This is a genomic window from Actinoplanes sp. DH11 (assembly GCF_020873875.1).
Lineage (GTDB): Bacteria > Actinomycetota > Actinomycetes > Mycobacteriales > Micromonosporaceae > Actinoplanes.
Genome location: NZ_JAHWGU010000010.1, coordinates 1 through 17,913, shown reverse-complemented (window position 1 = coordinate 17,913; position 17,913 = coordinate 1). Strand labels below are relative to the sequence as shown.

The 17,913-nt window shown below is 70.0% G+C and carries 14 protein-coding genes; 11 read left to right on the top strand and 3 right to left on the bottom strand.

The window, feature by feature from the left end:
* Positions 1–4: 4 nt before the first annotated feature.
* On the bottom strand, positions 5–1,018 hold the full coding sequence (locus LPA41_RS16255; RefSeq protein WP_229071229.1) for a LacI family DNA-binding transcriptional regulator: 1,014 nt from the start codon (positions 1,016–1,018) through the stop codon (positions 5–7).
* Between the two features lie 285 nt (positions 1,019–1,303).
* Here LPA41_RS16255 and LPA41_RS16250 point away from each other — a divergent pair, with 285 nt between their 5' ends.
* From LPA41_RS16250 to LPA41_RS16235, 4 genes are all read left to right on the top strand, one after another.
* Entirely contained in the window at positions 1,304–2,590 is a 1,287-nt protein-coding gene (locus LPA41_RS16250) for an ABC transporter substrate-binding protein (RefSeq protein WP_229071228.1), read from the top strand.
* 61 nt (positions 2,591–2,651) lie between these two features.
* A complete protein-coding gene (locus LPA41_RS16245; RefSeq protein ID WP_229071227.1) occupies positions 2,652–3,635 on the top strand; it encodes a carbohydrate ABC transporter permease in 984 nt (327 codons plus the stop codon).
* Positions 3,632–4,483, top strand: a complete 852-nt coding sequence (locus tag LPA41_RS16240) for a carbohydrate ABC transporter permease (protein ID WP_229071226.1) — start codon at positions 3,632–3,634, stop codon at positions 4,481–4,483. Before LPA41_RS16245 ends, LPA41_RS16240 begins: the two co-directional genes overlap by 4 nt.
* A 66-nt stretch (positions 4,484–4,549) precedes the next feature.
* Complete coding sequence (locus LPA41_RS16235; protein WP_229071225.1) at positions 4,550–5,020, top strand: NUDIX domain-containing protein; 471 nt, start codon at positions 4,550–4,552, stop codon at positions 5,018–5,020.
* 64 nt (positions 5,021–5,084) lie between these two features.
* On the opposite strand, the gene ilvD is transcribed toward LPA41_RS16235, so the two are convergent.
* Positions 5,085–6,932, bottom strand: a complete 1,848-nt coding sequence (gene ilvD / locus LPA41_RS16230) for a dihydroxy-acid dehydratase (RefSeq protein WP_229071224.1) — start codon at positions 6,930–6,932, stop codon at positions 5,085–5,087.
* A gap of 120 nt (positions 6,933–7,052) precedes the next feature.
* Between ilvD and LPA41_RS16225 the strand changes: the two genes are divergently transcribed.
* The 5 genes from LPA41_RS16225 to serA all read left to right on the top strand — a co-directional run bounded on the left by LPA41_RS16225 (position 7,053) and on the right by serA (position 14,685).
* Positions 7,053–9,401, top strand: a complete 2,349-nt coding sequence (locus LPA41_RS16225) for a bifunctional diguanylate cyclase/phosphodiesterase (protein ID WP_229071554.1) — start codon at positions 7,053–7,055, stop codon at positions 9,399–9,401.
* Between the two features lie 139 nt (positions 9,402–9,540).
* Positions 9,541–11,370: an acetolactate synthase large subunit gene (locus LPA41_RS16220; RefSeq protein ID WP_229071223.1), complete on the top strand. Its 1,830-nt coding sequence runs from the start codon at positions 9,541–9,543 to the stop codon at positions 11,368–11,370.
* Positions 11,370–11,888 carry an acetolactate synthase small subunit gene (gene ilvN, locus LPA41_RS16215; protein ID WP_229071222.1) on the top strand — a complete coding sequence of 173 codons (519 nt, stop codon included), beginning with the start codon at positions 11,370–11,372 and terminating at the stop codon, positions 11,886–11,888. Before LPA41_RS16220 ends, ilvN begins: the two co-directional genes overlap by 1 nt.
* A 67-nt stretch (positions 11,889–11,955) precedes the next feature.
* On the top strand, positions 11,956–12,969 hold the full coding sequence (gene ilvC, locus LPA41_RS16210) for a ketol-acid reductoisomerase (RefSeq protein WP_229071221.1): 1,014 nt from the start codon (positions 11,956–11,958) through the stop codon (positions 12,967–12,969).
* Positions 12,970–13,104: 135 nt separating this feature from the next.
* A complete protein-coding gene (gene serA, locus LPA41_RS16205) occupies positions 13,105–14,685 on the top strand; it encodes a phosphoglycerate dehydrogenase (RefSeq protein ID WP_229071220.1) in 1,581 nt (526 codons plus the stop codon).
* A gap of 37 nt (positions 14,686–14,722) precedes the next feature.
* Here the strand turns inward: serA and LPA41_RS16200 are convergent, their stop codons facing one another.
* Positions 14,723–15,061: a hypothetical protein gene (locus LPA41_RS16200; protein ID WP_255689808.1), complete on the bottom strand. Its 339-nt coding sequence runs from the start codon at positions 15,059–15,061 to the stop codon at positions 14,723–14,725.
* Between the two features lie 368 nt (positions 15,062–15,429).
* Here LPA41_RS16200 and LPA41_RS16195 point away from each other — a divergent pair, with 368 nt between their 5' ends.
* Complete coding sequence (locus LPA41_RS16195) at positions 15,430–16,455, top strand: 3-isopropylmalate dehydrogenase (protein WP_229071552.1); 1,026 nt, start codon at positions 15,430–15,432, stop codon at positions 16,453–16,455.
* Between the two features lie 154 nt (positions 16,456–16,609).
* Positions 16,610–17,707 (top strand): branched-chain amino acid aminotransferase, encoded by a 1,098-nt coding sequence (locus LPA41_RS16190; RefSeq protein ID WP_229071218.1) that lies wholly within the window; start codon positions 16,610–16,612, stop codon positions 17,705–17,707.
* Positions 17,708–17,913: the final 206 nt, after the last annotated feature.

The window sequence follows — 17,913 nt, the reverse complement described above, 5'->3', positions numbered from 1 at the left end:
GTCCTCAGCGTGGCGGCGCGGTGCTTCCCCGTGGCGTCAGGTGGAACCGGCTGGCCTCCACGTTGCCCACCCGTTTGCCGTCGATCGCGTTCAGCAGCTCCCGGGCGGCCTGCGCGCCGTAGGCCGAGATGTCCCGGCTCAGCGCCGTGAGCGGCGGGTGCACCAGGCTGCACAGCGGCGAGTCGTCCCAGGCCACGATGGACAGGTCACCGGGGACGGACAGCCCCATCTCCTGTGCCACGGCGAGCCCGGCGACGGCCATCACGTCGTTGTCGTACAGGATCGCGGTGGGCCGGTCGCCACCGATCAGCAGCCGCCGGGTGGCCCGGCTGCCCTCCTCGCCGGTGTAGTCGGCGGGCACGGTGATCGTGTTCGTCAGGCCGAGGGACGCGCAGATCTCGTCGAACGCCTTGGTGCGGGTCTGCGTGTGCAGCAGGTCGGACACTCCGCTGACCCGGGCGATCCGGTGGTGGCCGAGCGCGACGAGGTAGCGGACCGCCTCGGTGATCGCGCCGGCGTCGTCGGACCAGATCTGGGCGATGCTGCCGGTGTCGCCGGGCCCGCCGATCACCACGGCGGGGAGCTGCAACTCCTGCAGCACGGGGATCCGGACGTCGTTCTCCCGGATGTCGGTGACGATCACGCCGTCGATGCGGCGCTCACCCCACCAGCGGCGGTGAACCTCGATCTCCTGTTCCGGGGTGGCCACGACCTGGAGGGTCAACGCGTAGGACCGGGCGCCGAGCTCGGCCTCGAAACCGCTGATCAGACCCATGAACCAGGGTTCGATGCCGAGGATCCGGGCGGGCCGGCACAGGGTCAGGCCGACGGCTCTGGCACGAGCACCGGAGAGCGCGCGGGCAGCGCTGTTCGCGTTGAACCCGATCTCCTGGGCGATCGCGACGATCCGTTTCCGGGTCGCCTCGGAGACGCCGGGCTGTCCGTTCAGCGCGTACGAAACCGCGCCTTTCGACACACCCGCCCGCCGTGCGATGTCGGCGATCGTGGGCCGCTTCACTCGATCTCCTCTGTCCCCACTGCTGCCGAGCTTAACCGGCGCTGAACAACGTTGGGCGGCCTCCCTTGACGCTCCGAAACCGCTTGAGCGGTTAAGTGTTACGTCACACCGACGGTCCTGTAAAGCATGGGAGCGCGCCCATGTCCGATAAAGGCCACTTAAGGCCACTTGATCGTCAACGGGGAACACGGCTGTAACTAGGTATTGACATTCACCAAACTCGCCAATAGCGTCGGCGCAACTTACACGGTTCAGTGACTTAGCTCTCCGTATCGGAGGAAGACTATGAAGTTTGTCGGACGTCGCGCCCTGCGCGCGGCCGCCGCGGGAGTCGCGGCCACCCTGGTGATCGCCGGCTGCAGCGGCCAGGCGCTCGAGGGCGGCGGTGACAGCGAAGGCGGCGAGGGTCAGATCACCCTGAAGGTCAACTTCTTCGGTGACATGGGCCAGGAGATGATCAAAGAGCGCTTCGAGAAGGCCAACCCGAACATCAAGATCGCGCTGAACTCCGCCGAGTTCAACGCGCACCACGAGGACCTTCAGAAGAAGCTCGTCGCCGGCAGCGGCGCCCCGGACGTCGCCGCGGTCGACGAGGGCTTCATGGTCGGGCTCAAGAACCAGGCCGACAACTTCGTGAACCTCCTGGACCACGGCCTGGGCAGCGCCGAGTCGCGCTACCTGCCGTGGAAGTGGAAGGGCTCGATGTCCGCCGACGGCAAGCAGATCGGTCTCGGCACCGACGTCGGTGGCCTGGCCATGTGCTACCGCACCGACCTGTTCAAGGCGGCCGGCCTGCCCACCGAGCGCGACCAGGTCTCGGCCCTGTGGCCGACGTGGGACGCGTTCATCGAGACCGGCAAGAAGTACACCGAGACCTCGAAGAAGAAGTTCATCGACTCCGGCACCAACCTGTTCAACCCGGTGCTGGCCCAGCAGCCGGTGGGCTTCTACAACGAGCAGGAGCAGTTGCAGATGGAGGGCGGGCCGAAGGTCGCGTTCGACGTCAGCATGAAGGCCATCGACGCCGGCATCTCGGCCAACCTGGTCAGCTTCCAGCCCGGCTGGAACCAGGGCTTCACCGGTGACAAGTTCGCCGTGCTCGCCTGCCCGGCGTGGATGCTCGGCCACATCCAGCAGACCGCGCCCGGCACCAAGGGCAAGTGGGACATCGCCGCGATCCCCGGTGGCGGCGGTAACTGGGGCGGTTCCTGGTGGACCGTCCCGGCGCAGACCAAGCACGCCGAGGCCGCGGCCAAGTTCGTCGACTTCGCCACCCAGCCCGAGCAGCAGATCGAGGTCTTCAAGACGGTCGGCAACCTGCCCTCGCAGCCGGCGCTCTACAAGGACCCGGCCGTTCTGGACTTCAAGCACGAGTTCATGAGCAACGCGCCGACCGGCCAGATCTTCGCGAAGACCGCGGAGAGCCTGCAGCCGCAGTACCTCGGCAAGAAGAACGGCAAGACCCGGGAGAGTGTCGAGCGGGTCATCACCCAGGTGCAGGAGGGCAAGCTGACCACCTCCGACGCCTGGCCGAAGGCGGTCGAGGAAGCCGGCAAGGCCGCCTCTTCCTGATCCGCGACGTGCCGCAGGCGGGGCGACGCGAGTCGCCCCGCCTGAGTCTTAGGAGTGCCTTGTGTCCCTGACCCAGCTTCGCCCGGCGCCACCCTCGCCGCAGCGCCCGACGGCATCCGCCGGCAAGGCGACACTGTGGTGGCACCGCTTCGACACCCGAACCGTCCCGTACCTGCTGATCGCGCCGTTCTTCGTGCTCTTCGCGATCTTCGGGCTGTTCCCGCTCATCTTCAACGCCGTGGTGTCCCTGCGCCACTGGCGGCTGGACGACGCCGACAAGACCGGCTGGGCCGGCGCGGAGAACTACAGCCGCCTCCTCACCGACGCGGACTTCTGGAACGCGCTGTTCAACACGTTCGGCATCTTCATCCTGTCGACCGTGCCGCAGCTCGTCCTGGCGCTGCTCATCGCCAACCTGCTCAACCACCGGCTGCGGGGCACCACGTTCTGGCGGGTGGCCGTGCTGCTGCCGTACGTCACCCCGGTCGCCGCCTCCACCCTGCTGTTCGCGATGTTCTTCCAGACCGACAGCGGCATGGCCAACTGGTTCCTGTCGCTCGTCGGCTTCGGTGAGGAGAACCCGCTGAACTGGCGGGCCGAGAAGTGGAGCTCGTGGATCGCGATCGCCACGATGGTCAACTGGAAGTGGATCGGCTACAACGCGCTCCTCTACCTCTCGGCCATGCAGGCCATCCCGCGCGACGTCTACGAGGCGGCGGCGGTGGACGGCGCCGGCCCGCAGCGGCAGCTCTGGCAGATCACCGTCCCGATGATCCAGCCCGTGGTGATCTTCACGGTGGTCCTGTCCACCATCGGTGGCCTCCAGCTGTTCAACGAGCCGATGCTCTTCGACGAGAACCCGGCGCTGGCGAACGGTGGCTCGGACCACCAGTGGCAGACCATCGCCCAGCTCATCTACCAGGTCGGCTGGCGTGACTACAACCTCGGATACGCGGCCGCGATGTCGTGGGCGCTGTTCCTCATCATCCTGGTGGTAGCGGCGATCAACGCCCTGCTCACCCGGCGCTTCGGAGGTGGCCGGTGAGTGTCGTGACCTCACGGGCGCCGCAGGACACCCGCGGCACCTGGAAGACCTATCTCAGCCTCTCGGTGGCGCTGCTGCTGTCGGCGTTCCCGCTCTACTGGATGTTCGTGATCGCCACGAGCACCGACGCGGCGCTGGGCAAGTATCCGCCGGTGCTCATCCCGTCGGACCAGTTCATGGTCAACCTCAGGGAGGTCTTCACCCTCCAGAACGTGTACTTCGCCGCCTCGCTGATCAACAGCGTCATCGTCGCCACGGTGGTCACGGCCTCGACGCTGTTCTTCTGCTCGCTGGCCGGGTTCGCGTTCGCGAAGCTGCGGTTCAAGGGCCGCAACCCGCTGATGTTCGTGGTGATCCTGACGCTCACCGTGCCGAACCAGCTCGGCGTTGTCGCGCTCTACATCCTGATGGGCAAGCTGCAGTGGAACGGGACCCTGATCGCGGTCATCGCCCCCGGGCTGGTCAGCGCGTTCGGCGTCTTCTACATGCGGCAGTTCATCGACCACGCGGTCCCCGGTGAACTGGTCGAGGCGTCCCGGATCGACGGCGCGTCGACGATGCGCGTCTACTGGAGCATCGTGCTGCCGGCCATCCGGCCCGCGCTGGCGGTCCTCGGCCTGCTGACGTTCGTGGCGACCTGGAACGAGTTCCAGTGGCCGCTGATCACGCTCGGCGGCACCGAGTACCCGACGTCGATGGTGGCGCTCTCCGACCTGGCGAGCGGCAACTTCGTCATCTACCGCCGGGTGCTGGCAGGGGCGTTCGTGGCCACCGTGCCGCTGCTCCTGCTGCTCGTCCTCGGTGGACGGCAGATCGTCCGCGGGATCATGGAAGGCGCCGTCAAGTAGGCGCCGCAGCGATCGGCCCGCCCGCGTTCGCCGCGGAGCGGGCCTTTCGTCCTTAAAGTGGGTTTCGTGGCTACTCCGGACTTCATCCTGGAACTGCGCGAGCAGATCGGGCACGCACCGCTCCCGCTGCCCAGCGTCACCGCGATCGTCTTCGACGGCGAGGGGCGGGTGCTTCTCAACCAGCGGAGCGACGACGGGCGCTGGTCCCTGCTCGCCGGCGTGCTCGAACCGGGGGAGCAGCCGGCCGCCGGCGCGATCCGCGAGGTCCAGGAGGAGACGGCTGTCGACATCGTCGTGGAGCGGATCGTCGCGGTCGAGGCGCTGCCGTTGCGGGTGATCGCCAACGGGGACCAGGTCTACTGGTTCGAGGTGGTGCTCGCGTGCCGGGCGGTCGGCGGCGAGGCCCGGGTCAACGACGACGAGTCGCTCGCCGTGGCCTGGTTCGAGCCGGACGCGATGCCGGAGCTGAACGAGCGGCAGAGCCGTTACCTCAAGGCGGCCCGCGACGAATCCGCCCCGCCGTACTTCGTCCGCTGACCGCGGGCGGGGACCCGGTCACCCGTACCCCTTCAGGGATGGGTGACCGGGCACTCGGATCGAGCTATTCCGGCACGCGGCGGTAGGCGCCGTCGCTCGCGCTCGTCGCCATCGAGGCGTAGGCGCGCAGCGCCGCCGAGACCGGGCGCTGCCGGTCGGCCGGGGTGTACGGCTTCGGCCGCCGCTCCTGCTCGTGCCGGCGCTGGGCCAGCACGTCGTCGTGGACGTTGAGCGTGATGCTGCGGCCCGGGATGTCGATGGTGATCTCGTCGCCGGTCTCGACGAGCGCGATCAGGCCACCACCGGCCGCCTCGGGCGAGACGTGCCCGATCGACAGGCCGGACGTGCCGCCGGAGAACCGGCCGTCGGTGATCAGGGCGCACGCCTTGCCGAGGCCGCGGCCCTTGAGGAACGACGTGGGGTAGAGCATCTCCTGCATGCCGGGGCCGCCGCGCGGGCCCTCGTAGCGGATGATCACGACGTCGCCCTCGACGACCTCTTTGCCGAGGATGCCGGTGACCGCGTCGTCCTGCGACTCGTAGACGCGGGCCGGGCCGGTGAACTTCCAGATCGACTCGTCGACGCCGGCGGTCTTGACGACGCAGCCGTCCGGGGCGAGGTTGCCGAAGAGGATCGCGAGGCCGCCGTCGACCGTGTACGCGTGCTCGACTGACCGGATGCAGCCCTCGACCTCGTCGGTGTCCAGTTTCGCCCAGCGGTTCTCGGTGCTGAACGGCTGGGTGGTGCGCACGCCGCCGGGTGCCGCGTGGAACAGCTCGAGAGCCTCCGGCGAGGCCGATCCGCCGCGGATGTCCCACTTGTCCAACCAGGTCGGCAGGTCGGGCGCGTGCACGGCGCGGACGTCGGTCTTGAGCAGGCCGCCCCGGTGGAGCGAGCCGAGCAGGGCCGGGATGCCACCGGCGCGGTGCACGTCCTCCATGTGGTATTTCGGGCTGTTCGGCGCGACCTTCGCCAGGCAGGGCACTCGGCGCGAGATGGCGTCGATGTCCGAGACGCTGAAGTCGAGCCCGGCCTCGCGGGCCGCCGCCAGCAGGTGCAGCACCGTGTTGGTCGAGCCGCCCATCGCCACGTCGAGGGCGACCGCGTTCTCGAAGGCGCTCCGGTTGGCGATCGAGCGCGGCAGGACCGACTCGTCGTTCTTCTCGTAGTAGTCCTTGGCGATCTCCACGATCAACCGGCCGGCCTCGGTGAAGAGGGCCTTGCGGGAGGCGTGCGTGGCGAGCGTCGAGCCGTTGCCGGGCAGCGACAGGCCGATCGCCTCGGTCAGGCAGTTCATCGAGTTGGCGGTGAACATGCCGGAGCAGGAACCGCAGGTCGGGCACGCGGACCGCTCGATGGTGTCGAGCTGGGCGTCGGTGACGTTGTCGTTGGCGGCGGCGCTCATCGCGTCGACCAGGTCGAGCTTCTCGTGCACGATGCCCTCGATGGCGACCGTCTTGCCGGCCTCCATCGGGCCGCCGGAGACGAAGACCGTCGGGATGTTGAGCCGCAGCGCGGCGATCAGCATGCCGGGCGTGATCTTGTCGCAGTTCGAGATGCAGACCAGGGCGTCGGCGCAGTGCGCGTTCACCATGTACTCCACCGCGTCGGCGATCAGCTCGCGGCTGGGCAGCGAGTAGAGCATGCCGCCGTGACCCATCGCGATGCCGTCGTCGACGGCGATCGTGCTGAACTCGCGCCCGACGCCACCGGCGGCGGCGATCGACTCGGCCACGAGACCACCGAGGTCCTTCAGGTGCACATGCCCGGGTACGAACTGGGTGTAACTGTTGGCGATCGCGACGATCGGCTTGCCGAAGTCGTCGTCGGTCATGCCGGTGGCGCGCCACAGGGCGCGCGCGCCGGCCATGGTGCGACCGTGGGTCGAGGTCCGGGAGCGCAGCTCAGGCATGTCCCCATACTGCCACCGGCATCTCGGGGAAATGCCAAGGACGTCCACAGCGCGGGACGCCGGGGGCTGTTCGAATCGACAAAGATCGGGCACAGTGTGTCCGTGCACTCACCGTCCGGTATGGAGCTGGCGGGTCTCGCCGGCCTGCTCGCCGCGGTGCCGGCGGTCGCCTATCTCGGTCAGTCAGGGCGCCGGCACACCGGAGCGGCCAGGCGCGCGCACCTTCTCCTCGCGCTCGGCGGCGCGCTGGTCACCGCCGCTGCCCTGGCCGGGCTGGCCACCGCCCTGCTCGGCGGCCATCATCATGACCCTGATCACTCCCGGACGCTGGCCACGATGGTCGCGATCGGCATGGGCGTCGGCGCGCTCGTGCTGCTGGCCGGGACGGTGGCGCTGCCCGGCGCCACCCGCGGGCCGGCCGCCGCGCTGCGGCACGTGCTGGACGGCCTGGTGATCGCGTCGGCCATCTGGTTCGTCGGCTGGGCGCTGATCTCGCGGCCGACCCGGATCCTCGGCGACCTCACCCCGTACCGCTGTGTCGCCGTGCTGCTCCCGGCGGTCCTGGCCGCTGTCGCGCTCGGTCTGACCGCGGTGATGGCGCTGCACGCGCACCGGCCCCGGCGCAACAGCATCCTGGTGGCGGCCGGGGTGAGTGTGGTCGCGATCGCGGCGACGGCGATCTCCTCCGCGATCTGCCGGGACCGCAACGCGCTGGCGCTGGCCGGTGTGCTGCTGCTCGCCGCCGGCCTGATCACGGTGGCGCTCGCGGTGAAGGCCGCCGACCGGCCGTTCGAGGTGAGCGGCGACGTGCTGGAACGCGGCGGGGCGTACGCGGTGGTGCCGATGCTTGCCGTGATCGGCGCGCTCGGTTATCACCTGACCCGGGGCGGGTCGGTGGACGCGCTCGGCTACTTCGGGATCAGCGTGGTCGGGCTGGCCCTGGTCGCCCGGCAGTACCTGGCGCTCGACGACGTCCGGCGGTACACCTCCCAGCTGCGTCACCGGGAGGCGCACTTCCGCGAGCTGGCGCACACCGACCCGCTGACCGGGCTGGCCAACCGGCGCGGCCTGCAGCGGGCCCTGCGGGACTCGACCGACAACGCGGTGCTGATCGGGATCGACCTGGACGGCTTCAAGACGGTCAACGACATGCGCGGCCACGACATCGGCGACAGCGTGCTCACCGAGGTGGCCGCCCGGCTGCGGCGCAACCTGCTGGCCGGTGACGTGGCGGCCCGGCTCGGCGGCGACGAGTTCGCGGTGCTGATGCACGGTGACGCCGACGAGGCGATGCTGGCGGCGCACCGGCTGCTCGCGGTGCTGGGCGAGCCGTACGAGGTGGACGGCGGTTCGATCTTCCTGTCCGCCAGTCTCGGCGTGGCCGACACCGGTGAACTGCTGCACGATGCCGACCTGGCCCTGCGGTACGCCAAGCAGCGCGGCAAGAACCGGGTGGAGCGCTACCAGGCGGGGTACGACGAGTTGCTGCGCCGCCGCGGCACCCTGCAGGGCGAGTTGCGGCACGCGATCGACCGCGGCCAGCTTCGCCTGGTCTTCCAGCCGGTGGTCGCGCTGCCGTCGATGCGCCCGGTGGGCGCGGAGGCGCTGCTGCGCTGGACGCATCCGGAGCTGGGTGCGGTACGCCCCGACGAGTTCATCCCCGTCGCCGAGGAGTCCGGCCTGATCAACCGGATCGGCGCCTGGGTCCTGGAGCAGGCCGTCGTGCAGCTCGCGGCGTGGCTGGCGAAAGGACACGACGTCTGGGTGTCGGTGAACCTGTCGCCCAAGGAACTGCACGCCGCCGACTACGCGGCCCAGGTCGCCGACGTGCTCGCCGAGCACGACGTGCCCCCGCAGCGGCTGGTCCTGGAGGTCACCGAGCACGCGGTCGCCACCGACATGGAGGAACTCGTCCGGCGGCTGGCCGAGGTGCGCGAGACGGGGGTCCGGATCGCGCTTGACGACTTCGGCGCCGGCTACTCCTCACTGACCCAGCTGCGCACCCTCCCGGTCGACATCCTGAAGATCGACCACGCGCTGGTGGCGGAACCGGAGTCGCGGACCGGCACGGCGGCTCCGCTCGTCGACGTGGTGGTCCGGCTCGGGCACCGGCTGGGCCTGGAGGTGCTGGCCGAGGGGATCGGCACCACCGCGCAGCGCGAGGTGGTGGAGGAGGCCGGCTGCCGGCTCGGTCAGGGCTCGCTGTTCGGCTGGGGCGTGCCGGCGGAGCACTTCGAGACCCGCCTCCGGACGCTCATCCCGGTGGGCCGGCGACCGCTCCCGGCGCCGCGTTCCGCGCCGCCGAGTGATGCGCCGGCGCGGAGCCAGGTGGTCCGCCTCGGACCGGGAATGCGGCAGGTCAGAGCGTTGCTGCCGAGCGATCCGGACTTCGTCGGAGCCCACGGTGACCCGCGCGGTGATCAAAATGTGGGATCAGTTGACTCAGGCCGTGAGATGGGGCAAGGTTAGCCGCATGTGCTTCGCGTCCCGAGTACTTATCTGAGCGCACTCTCCACAGCAGGAGGGTGCGCTAGGTCCCGTGCATTGGCACGAGGGCCTTTTTTGTTGCTCAAGTACCGGACGCCGACTTGTAAAGGTCTGAATTGCCATGACGAGACCCACTCCCGAATCCCTCGCCCAACGAGTCACCCCGGCCACCGTGGCGGCGGCCGCGAACACCGCTCCCGCCGCCGTGGCACCGGTAGCCACCACCGGCGCCGGCGCGCTCGTCCGGTCGCTCGAGGCGCTCGGGGTCGAGGTCGCGTTCGGCATCCCGGGCGGTGCGATCCTCCCGGCGTACGACCCGCTGTTCGACTCCAAGGTCCGGCACATCCTGGTCCGTCACGAGCAGGGCGCCGGTCACGCGGCGACCGGTTACGCCCAGGCCACCGGCAAGGTCGGCGTCTGCATCGCGACGAGCGGGCCGGGCGCCACCAACCTGGTCACGCCGATCGCCGACGCCTACATGGACTCGGTGCCGATCGTCGCCATCACCGGGCAGGTCGGCCGGCCCTACATCGGGACGGACGCCTTCCAGGAGGCCGACATCCAGGGCATCACCCTGCCGATCACCAAGCACAACTTCCTGGTGCAGAGCCCGGAGGAGCTGCCCCGGATCGTCGCCGAGGCGTTCCACCTGGCGGCCACCGGCCGGCCCGGCCCGGTCCTGGTCGACATCCCCAAGGACGTGCTGCAGGCGCAGACCACGTTCCAGTGGCCGCCGGTCCTGGACCTGCCCGGTTACCGGCCGACCCTGCACCCGCACGGCAAGCAGATCCGCGAGGCGGCCCGGCTGATCGCGGCGGCCAAGCGCCCGGTGCTGTACGTGGGCGGCGGCGTCCACAAGGCCGGCGCCACCGACGGGCTGCGCAAGCTCGCCGAACTGACCGGCATCCCGGTGGTCACCACGCTGATGGGCCTCGGCGCCTTCCCCGACTCGCACCCGCAGCACCTGGGCATGCCCGGCATGCACGGCACGGTCCCCGCGGTCTACGCGATGCAGAAGTCCGACCTGCTGGTCACCCTGGGCGCCCGCTTCGACGACCGGGTCACCGGCAACCTGGACTCGTTCGCCCCGGACGCCAAGGTGGTCCACGCCGACATCGACCCGGCCGAGATCGGCAAGAACCGGCACGCCGACGTCCCGATCGTCGGCGACGCCCGGCACGTCATCGACGAGCTGATCGCGGCGGTCTCGGCGAACGCCGCCGGCACCGCGCAGTACGAGTCGTGGTGGCGCACGCTGAACGACATCCGGGAGCGTTACCCGCTGGGCTACGACGAGCCGACGGACGGCAGCCTCTCCCCGCAGTACGTGATCGAACGGATCGGCGAGCTGGTCGGCCCGGACGCGGTCTACTGCGCGGGCGTCGGCCAGCACCAGATGTGGGCGTCGCAGTTCATCAAGTACGAGAAGCCCGGCACCTGGCTCAACTCGGGCGGCGCCGGCACGATGGGCTACGCCGTCCCGGCCGCGATGGGCGCCAAGGTCGGCCGGCCGGATGTCCAGGTCTGGGCGATCGACGGCGACGGCTGCTTCCAGATGACGAACCAGGAGCTGGCCACCTGTGCCCTGGAGGGCATCCCGGTCAAGATCGCCGTGATCAACAACGGCAACCTGGGCATGGTCCGGCAGTGGCAGACCCTCTTCTACGACGGCCGGTACTCCAACACCGAGCTGGGCACCCACAAGCACCGCATCCCGGACTTCGTGAAGCTGGCCGAGGCGCTCGGCTGCATCGGCCTGCGCTGCGAGTCGAAGGACGACGTCGACAAGGTGATCAAGCAGGCCATGGAGATCAACGACGCTCCGGTGGTCATCGACTTCACGGTCGGCAAGGACGCGATGGTCTGGCCGATGGTCGCGGCCGGCACCAGCAACGACGAGATCATGTTCGCCCGGGACATCCGCCCGACGTTCGAAGAGGACGACCTCTGATGAGCAACAAGCACACGCTGAGCGTGCTGGTCGAGAACAAGCCCGGTGTGCTCGCCCGGGTGAGTGGCCTGTTCTCCCGCCGCAGCTTCAACATCGACTCCCTTGCGGTGGGCGAGACGGAGAACCCGGACGTCTCCCGCATCACGATCGTCGTCAACGCGGACTCGTCTCCGCTCGAGCAGGTCACGAAGCAGCTCAACAAGCTGGTAAACGTCCTGAAGATCGTGGAGCTGGACCCGGCGCAGTCGGTCCAGCGTGAGCTCCTGCTGGTCAAGGTGCGTGCCGACCGGGCGCAGCGCAGCCAGGTGCTCGAGACCGTCGAGCTGTTCCGGGCGCGCGTGATCGACGTCGCTCCGGACACCCTGACGATCGAGGCCACCGGTAACCCCGACAAACTGGATGCGTTGCTGCGCGACCTCGAGCCGTACGGCATCAAGGAGATGGTCCAGTCGGGTCTCGTGGCCATCGGCCGCGGATCCCGGTCCATCACCACGGGCCCCGCACTGCGCGCCGCCTGACCCCGTCCAACCGCCCGACCCGCCGCCTCGAACCGGCCTGAAGGCTCCACCAACAAAGAAGGAAGTCATGACCGCGGAAGTTTTCTACGACGACGACGCCGACCTGTCGATCATCCAGGGCAAGAAGGTCGCCGTGATCGGTTACGGCAGCCAGGGTCACGCGCACTCGCTGTCGCTGCGCGACTCGGGCGTCGACGTGGTGGTCGGCCTGAAGGAGGGCTCCAAGAGCCGCCCGAAGGCTGAGGAGCAGGGTCTCACGGTCAAGGCTCCGGCCGAGGCGGCCGCCTGGGCCGATGTGATCATGGTGCTCGCGCCGGACACCGCCCAGCGCAAGATCTACACCGAGTCGATCGAGCCGAACCTGACCGCGGGCAAGGCGCTCTTCTTCGGGCACGGCCTGAACATCCGCTTCGAGCTGATCAAGCCGCCGGCGGACGTCACCGTCGCGATGGTCGCGCCGAAGGGCCCGGGCCACCTGGTGCGCCGCCAGTACGTCGACGGCAAGGGCGTCCCGGCCCTGGTCGCCGTGGAGCAGGACCCGACCGGTGAGGGCCTCGCGCTCGCCCTGTCGTACGCGAAGGCGATCGGCGGCAGCCGCGCCGGCGTCATCCGCACGACGTTCAAGGAGGAGACCGAGACCGACCTCTTCGGCGAGCAGGCCGTCCTCTGCGGCGGTACGGCGGCGCTGGTGCAGACCGGTTTCGAGGTGCTCACCGAGGCCGGCTACGCCCCGGAGATCGCGTACTTCGAGTGCCTGCACGAGCTCAAGCTGATCGTCGACCTGATGTACGAGGGCGGCATCTCCCGGATGCGCTACAGCGTGTCGGACACCGCCGAGTTCGGTGACTACGTCTCCGGCCCGCGCGTGATCAACGCGTCGGTCAAGGAGGAAATGAAGAAGATCCTCGCCGACATCCAGTCCGGCGAGTTCACCCGTCACCTGATCGCGGACGACGAGGCCGGCGGTCCGGAGCTCAAGAAGTACCGCGAGCAGGGCGCCCAGCACCCGATCGAGGTCACCGGCGCGAAGCTGCGCGGCATGATGAGCTGGGTGGACCGGCCGATCACCGAGACCGCCTGATCTTCAGCACCGGCGGCGGATGCCCGGCCCTCCCCGGCCGGGCATCCGCCGTTTCGTGAGTGAACTGAACTCCCCGGTGGCGCCCCTCCGTACCATTCGGCATCGTCGATGTGACGAGGTCCGGATGGAGGAACCATGGCTTCTGTGGTCCTGGTGACCGAGGAACTTGCGGCCGCCGCGCTCGAAGTACTCGCCGCCGACTGCGAGGTCCGCACCGTCGACGGCGCCGATCGGCCGGCCCTGCTGGCCGCGCTGGCCGAGGCCGACGCGGTGATCGTCCGCAGCGTCACCCGGATCGACGCCGAGGCGCTGGCGGCCGCGACCCGGCTGCGGGTCGTCGCCCGCGCCGGGGTCGGTCTGGACAACGTCGACGTGCCGGCGGCCACCGCCCGGGGCGTCCTCGTGGTCAACGCGCCGACCAGCAACATCATCTCCGCCGCCGAACAGGCCGTGGCCCTGCTGCTGGCGGTGGCCCGGCACACCGCGGTGGCCAGCGCGACCCTGCGGGCGGGCGCCTGGCGGCGCTCCGCGTTCACCGGCGTCGAGGTGCACGGCAAGACCGTGGGAGTGGTCGGGCTGGGCCGCATCGGCGTCCTCTTCGCGCAGCGCATGGCGGCTTTCGGGGTACGGCTCATCGCGTACGACCCCTATGTGCAGCCCGCCCGGGCCGCCCAGCTCGGTGTGCACCTGGTCTCGCTGGAGGAACTGCTCCGGCAGAGCGACTTCGTCTCGGTGCACCTGCCCCGTACGCCGGAGACCCTGGGCCTGATCGGGGAGAAGGAGCTCGCCGTGGTGAAACCCGGCGTGCGCATCGTCAACGCCGCCCGCGGTGGCCTCGTCGACGAGCGGGCGCTCGCCGACGCGCTCGCCGACGGACGCGTCGCCGGCGCCGGGCTGGACGTCTTCGAGACCGAGCCGCTGACCTCGTCACCGCTGTTCGCGTTCGACACCGTGGTGGTCACCCCGCACCTGGGCGCCTCGACCGTGGAGGCGCAGGACAAGGCGGGTCTCGCGGTGGCCCGCAGCGTGCGGCTCGCGCTGCGCGGCGAGTTCGTGCCGGACGCGGTGAACATCCGGGCCGGCGGCGCGGTCGACGAGGACGTACGCCCGCTCCTGCCGCTCGCCGAACGCCTCGGCCGGGTCTTCACCGCGGTGGCCGGTGGCGTCGCCGCCCGGATGACCGTCGAGGTGCGCGGTGCCGTCGTCGCCCACGACGTCTCGGTGCTCGAGCTGGCCACGATGAAAGGCCTGTTCGCGCCGGTGGCGGCTCAGGCGGTCACCTATGTGAACGCGCCGCACGTGGCCGCGGACCGCGGGGTCGAGGTCGAGCTGACGACCGAGGAGGATCTCGCCGAGCCCACCCTGATCACCGTGCGTGGCGCGATGCCGGACGGCGACACCCTCGCGGTGGCCGGTGCGTACGCCGGCGCCGCCAAGCTGGTCGAGGTGGACGGCTTCGCACTCGACGTCGCGCCCGACGGCGTGCTGCTCCTCGTCAGGTACCGCGACCGGCCCGGTGTGGTCGGCACGATCGGCACCACTCTGGGCCGGGCCGGGGTGAACATCGCCGCGATGCAGGTGGCCCGGCGTGCGGCCGGCGGTGAGGCGCTGATGGCACTCACCGTGGACTCGCCGATCGCACCGGACCTGCTCGCCGAGGTGGCCGCGGAGATCGGGTCGGCGCGGGCCGCGATGGTGGACCTGCGCGCCGACTGAGGCGGATCGTGCCGGCTTTTCCGAGCCGGTGCCGGTGTCAGACGGTAACCCGTGCGGGTGGTGGGTAGACGGTTCCGTCCTGGAGGTCAAGCAGATCAAGATTGAGCTCGCCGGCCAGCCGTTCGATGGTCTCCAGCACCACGTCCGGGCAGTTCTCGTCGAGCCGCATCTGGATGTGGTCGGCGGCGGCGTGCAGCGGCGCGCTCGCCCAGGGCGATCCAGGTGCCGTGGCCCGCGGCCCGCGGTCCGGGTACGTGCTGGTCAGGGCGTCGTAGAACGCGACGACGCGCGGGTCGGCGGGCCGCTGCGCGTGTTCGCCGCGGGCGCAGCGGGCATTGGCGTCCCGTACCGCTTCCGGGGCGGCCGACTGGGCCATGGCCCACACCACTAGGTCGAAACTCACCGGCGCATGGTGCCACCACGAGTGGCCACGAACCGGGAAACCGCGGGCCGACACGCGGGGCGGCGTCTTGCGCGTTTTTGGTCCGCATCGCTAGCGTTGTCCCTGCCGCACGACCGTGAAGGTGGGCCCGTCTTCGGGTGACGACGTCCGCCGCAGGGCCGTGTGTGTTCCCGGCGGGACCGACCCACGTGTACTCGTCGCATCAGCCCCCGTGCCGTTTGCCGCGGCGCGGGGGCTGTTCGCTGTCCGCGGGTGTTCATTTCCTGGGACTGCCGTTCCGTTGTTCGGGACTGAGCGTTACGGTGTCAGGGTTGCTCGACATAGGGGAGTTCGACGTGAGCGTGGCGCGGATCGCGGTGGTCGCCGGCGACGGCATCGGGACCGAGGTGACCGCGCAGGCCCGCAAGGTGATCGACGCCGTCCTCCCCGGCGTGGAGTACAACGAGTACGACCTGGGCGCCCGCCTCTACCACCGCACGGGCGAAGTGCTGCCCTCGTCGGTCCAGGACGAGCTGGCCGGCCACGACGGCATCCTGCTCGGCGCGGTCGGTGACCCGAGCGTCCCGCCCGGCATCCTCGAGCGCGGCCTGCTGCTGAAACTCCGCTTCGACTTCGATCAGTACGTGAACCTGCGTCCCTCCAAGCTGTGGCCCGGCACCACGAGTCCGCTGGCCGGCGTCAAGCCCGGCGAGATCGACATGGTGGTGGTCCGCGAGGGCACCGAGGGCCTCTACGTCGGCGCCGGTGGCGTCCTGCACCGGGACACCCCGGCCGAGATCGCCACCGAGGAGAGCCTGAACACCCGGCACGGTGTCGAGCGGGTCGTCCGGGACGCGTTCGACCGCGCTCAGCGCCGCGACCGCCGGCACCTCACGCTCGTCCACAAGACCAACGTGCTGACCAAGGCCGGCAGCCTGTGGGCGCGCACCTTCGCCGCCGTCGCGGCGGAGTTCCCCGAGGTCACCACGGAGTACCAGCACATCGACGCCGCCAGCATGTTCATGGTGTCGAACCCGCAGCGCTACGACGTGATCGTGACCGACAACCTCTTCGGTGACATCCTCACCGACATCGCCGCGGCGGTGACCGGCGGCATCGGCATGGCGGCCAGCGGCTCCGTGAACCCCGAGCGGGCGTACCCGTCGACCTTCGAGCCGGTGCACGGCTCCGCGCCCGACATCGCCGGGCAGGGCATCGCCGACCCGGCCGCCGCCATCCTCTCCGCGGCTCTGCTGCTGGAGCACCTGGGATCTGCCGACGAGGCCCGCCGAGTAACCGAGGCGGTCGCGGCCGAGGTCGCGTCCCGGACTCCGGGCGCGCCGCTGCGTACCGCCGAAGTCGGCGACCGGGTCGCCGCAGCCGTCTGACGCCATGATCCCAGCCCCGCGGCTCCCCGGAGCCGGCCGGGCTTCCACACCCGTGCGGTCATTGTTTTAACGACCGTTCGGGGTAGATTTCATGCGGCACTACGGGTGCCCTCGCATGCCTTGATCTTTTTCAGCGAAAGCAGGTCTTCTTGTCATGAGTGGTGGTGACAACCTCGAATTCGAGATCCGTCCGAACCCGGCACCCGTAGGAGACGGCGACCGCGCCGCCCTGCTGGCCAACCCCGGATTCGGCCGCATCTTCACCGACCACATGGTCACCATCCGGTATGCGGACGGCAAGGGGTGGTACGAGCCTCGCGTCGAGGCCCGCGCCCCCATCCCGATGGACCCGGCCAGCGCGGTGCTGCACTACGCCCAGGAGATCTTCGAGGGTCTCAAGGCGTACACGCTGCCCGACGGTGGTGTCGCCATGTTCCGCCCGGACGCGAACGCGGCCCGGTTCAACCAGTCCGCCCAGCGGATGGCGATGCCGCAGCTCCCGGTGGAGACGTTCCTCCGCTCCCTGCACGAGATCATTTCGATCGACCGGCAGTGGATCCCCGGCGGCGAGGAGGGCAGCCTCTACCTGCGCCCGTTCGCGTACGCCAGTGAGGTCTTCCTCGGCGTTCGCCCCGCCACCGAGTACCTCTACCTGGTCATCGCGTCCCCCGTCGGGCCGTACTTCTCCGGTGGCGTCAAGCCGGTCACGATCTGGGTCTCGCCGGACTACACCCGCGCGGCGCCCGGTGGCACCGGCGCCGCCAAGTGCGGTGGCAACTACGCCGCCGGCCTCTCCGCGCAGGCCGAGGCCGCCGAGCACGGTTGCGACCAGGTCGTCTACCTGGACGCGGTCGAGCGGAAGTACATCGACGAGCTGGGCGGCATGAACGTCTTCCTCGTGCTGGACGACGGCAGCCTGGTCACCCCGCCGCTGACCGGCACGATCCTGCCCGGCATCACCCGCGACTCGGTGATCAAGCTGGCCGAGCGCGCCGGCCGCCGGGTCGAGGAGCGGCCGATCAGCCTGGACGAGTGGCGCGAGGGCGCGGCGTCCGGCCGGGTCCGCGAGGCGTTCGCCTGCGGCACCGCGGCCGTGATCACCCCGATCGGAGTGATCAAGAGCGAGGACGGCGAGTTCACCGTCGCCGACGGCGGGTCGGGTGAGGTCACCATGTCGATCCGCAAGCAGCTGGTGGACATCCAGCGGGGCCGCGCCGAGGACCCGTTCGGCTGGGTCCACCGCGTCCTCTGATCGCTGCCGTCGCACGAGCCGGCGTTGCCGTCGGGCGAGTCGGCGTCGCCGTCGCACGAGCCGGCCCGGGCCCCGCAGGGGGCGGATTCCAGGGGTCGTTGCAACACAGGTTGATTAACTGGTTTCGGCCAGGAGTTTAGCGAAGCGCTCGGCTGGGGTGTCCCAGCCGAGCGTTTTGCGTGGGCGGCCGTTGAGTTCGACCGCGA

What these genes read in the sequence shown, in the direction of transcription:
- LPA41_RS16250 (WP_229071228.1), top strand. Translation starts at nt 1,304, where the DNA reads ATGAAGTTTGTCGGACGTCGCGCCCTGCGCGCGGCCGCCGCGGGAGTC.
- ilvD (WP_229071224.1), bottom strand. Translation starts at nt 6,932, where the DNA reads ATGCCTGAGCTGCGCTCCCGGACCTCGACCCACGGTCGCACCATGGCC.
- LPA41_RS16225 (WP_229071554.1), top strand. Translation starts at nt 7,053, where the DNA reads ATGGAGCTGGCGGGTCTCGCCGGCCTGCTCGCCGCGGTGCCGGCGGTC.
- LPA41_RS16220 (WP_229071223.1), top strand. Translation starts at nt 9,541, where the DNA reads ATGACGAGACCCACTCCCGAATCCCTCGCCCAACGAGTCACCCCGGCC.
- ilvN (WP_229071222.1), top strand. Translation starts at nt 11,370, where the DNA reads ATGAGCAACAAGCACACGCTGAGCGTGCTGGTCGAGAACAAGCCCGGT.
- ilvC (WP_229071221.1), top strand. Translation starts at nt 11,956, where the DNA reads ATGACCGCGGAAGTTTTCTACGACGACGACGCCGACCTGTCGATCATC.
- serA (WP_229071220.1), top strand. Translation starts at nt 13,105, where the DNA reads ATGGCTTCTGTGGTCCTGGTGACCGAGGAACTTGCGGCCGCCGCGCTC.
- LPA41_RS16200 (WP_255689808.1), bottom strand. Translation starts at nt 15,061, where the DNA reads ATGGCCCAGTCGGCCGCCCCGGAAGCGGTACGGGACGCCAATGCCCGC.
- LPA41_RS16190 (WP_229071218.1), top strand. Translation starts at nt 16,610, where the DNA reads ATGAGTGGTGGTGACAACCTCGAATTCGAGATCCGTCCGAACCCGGCA.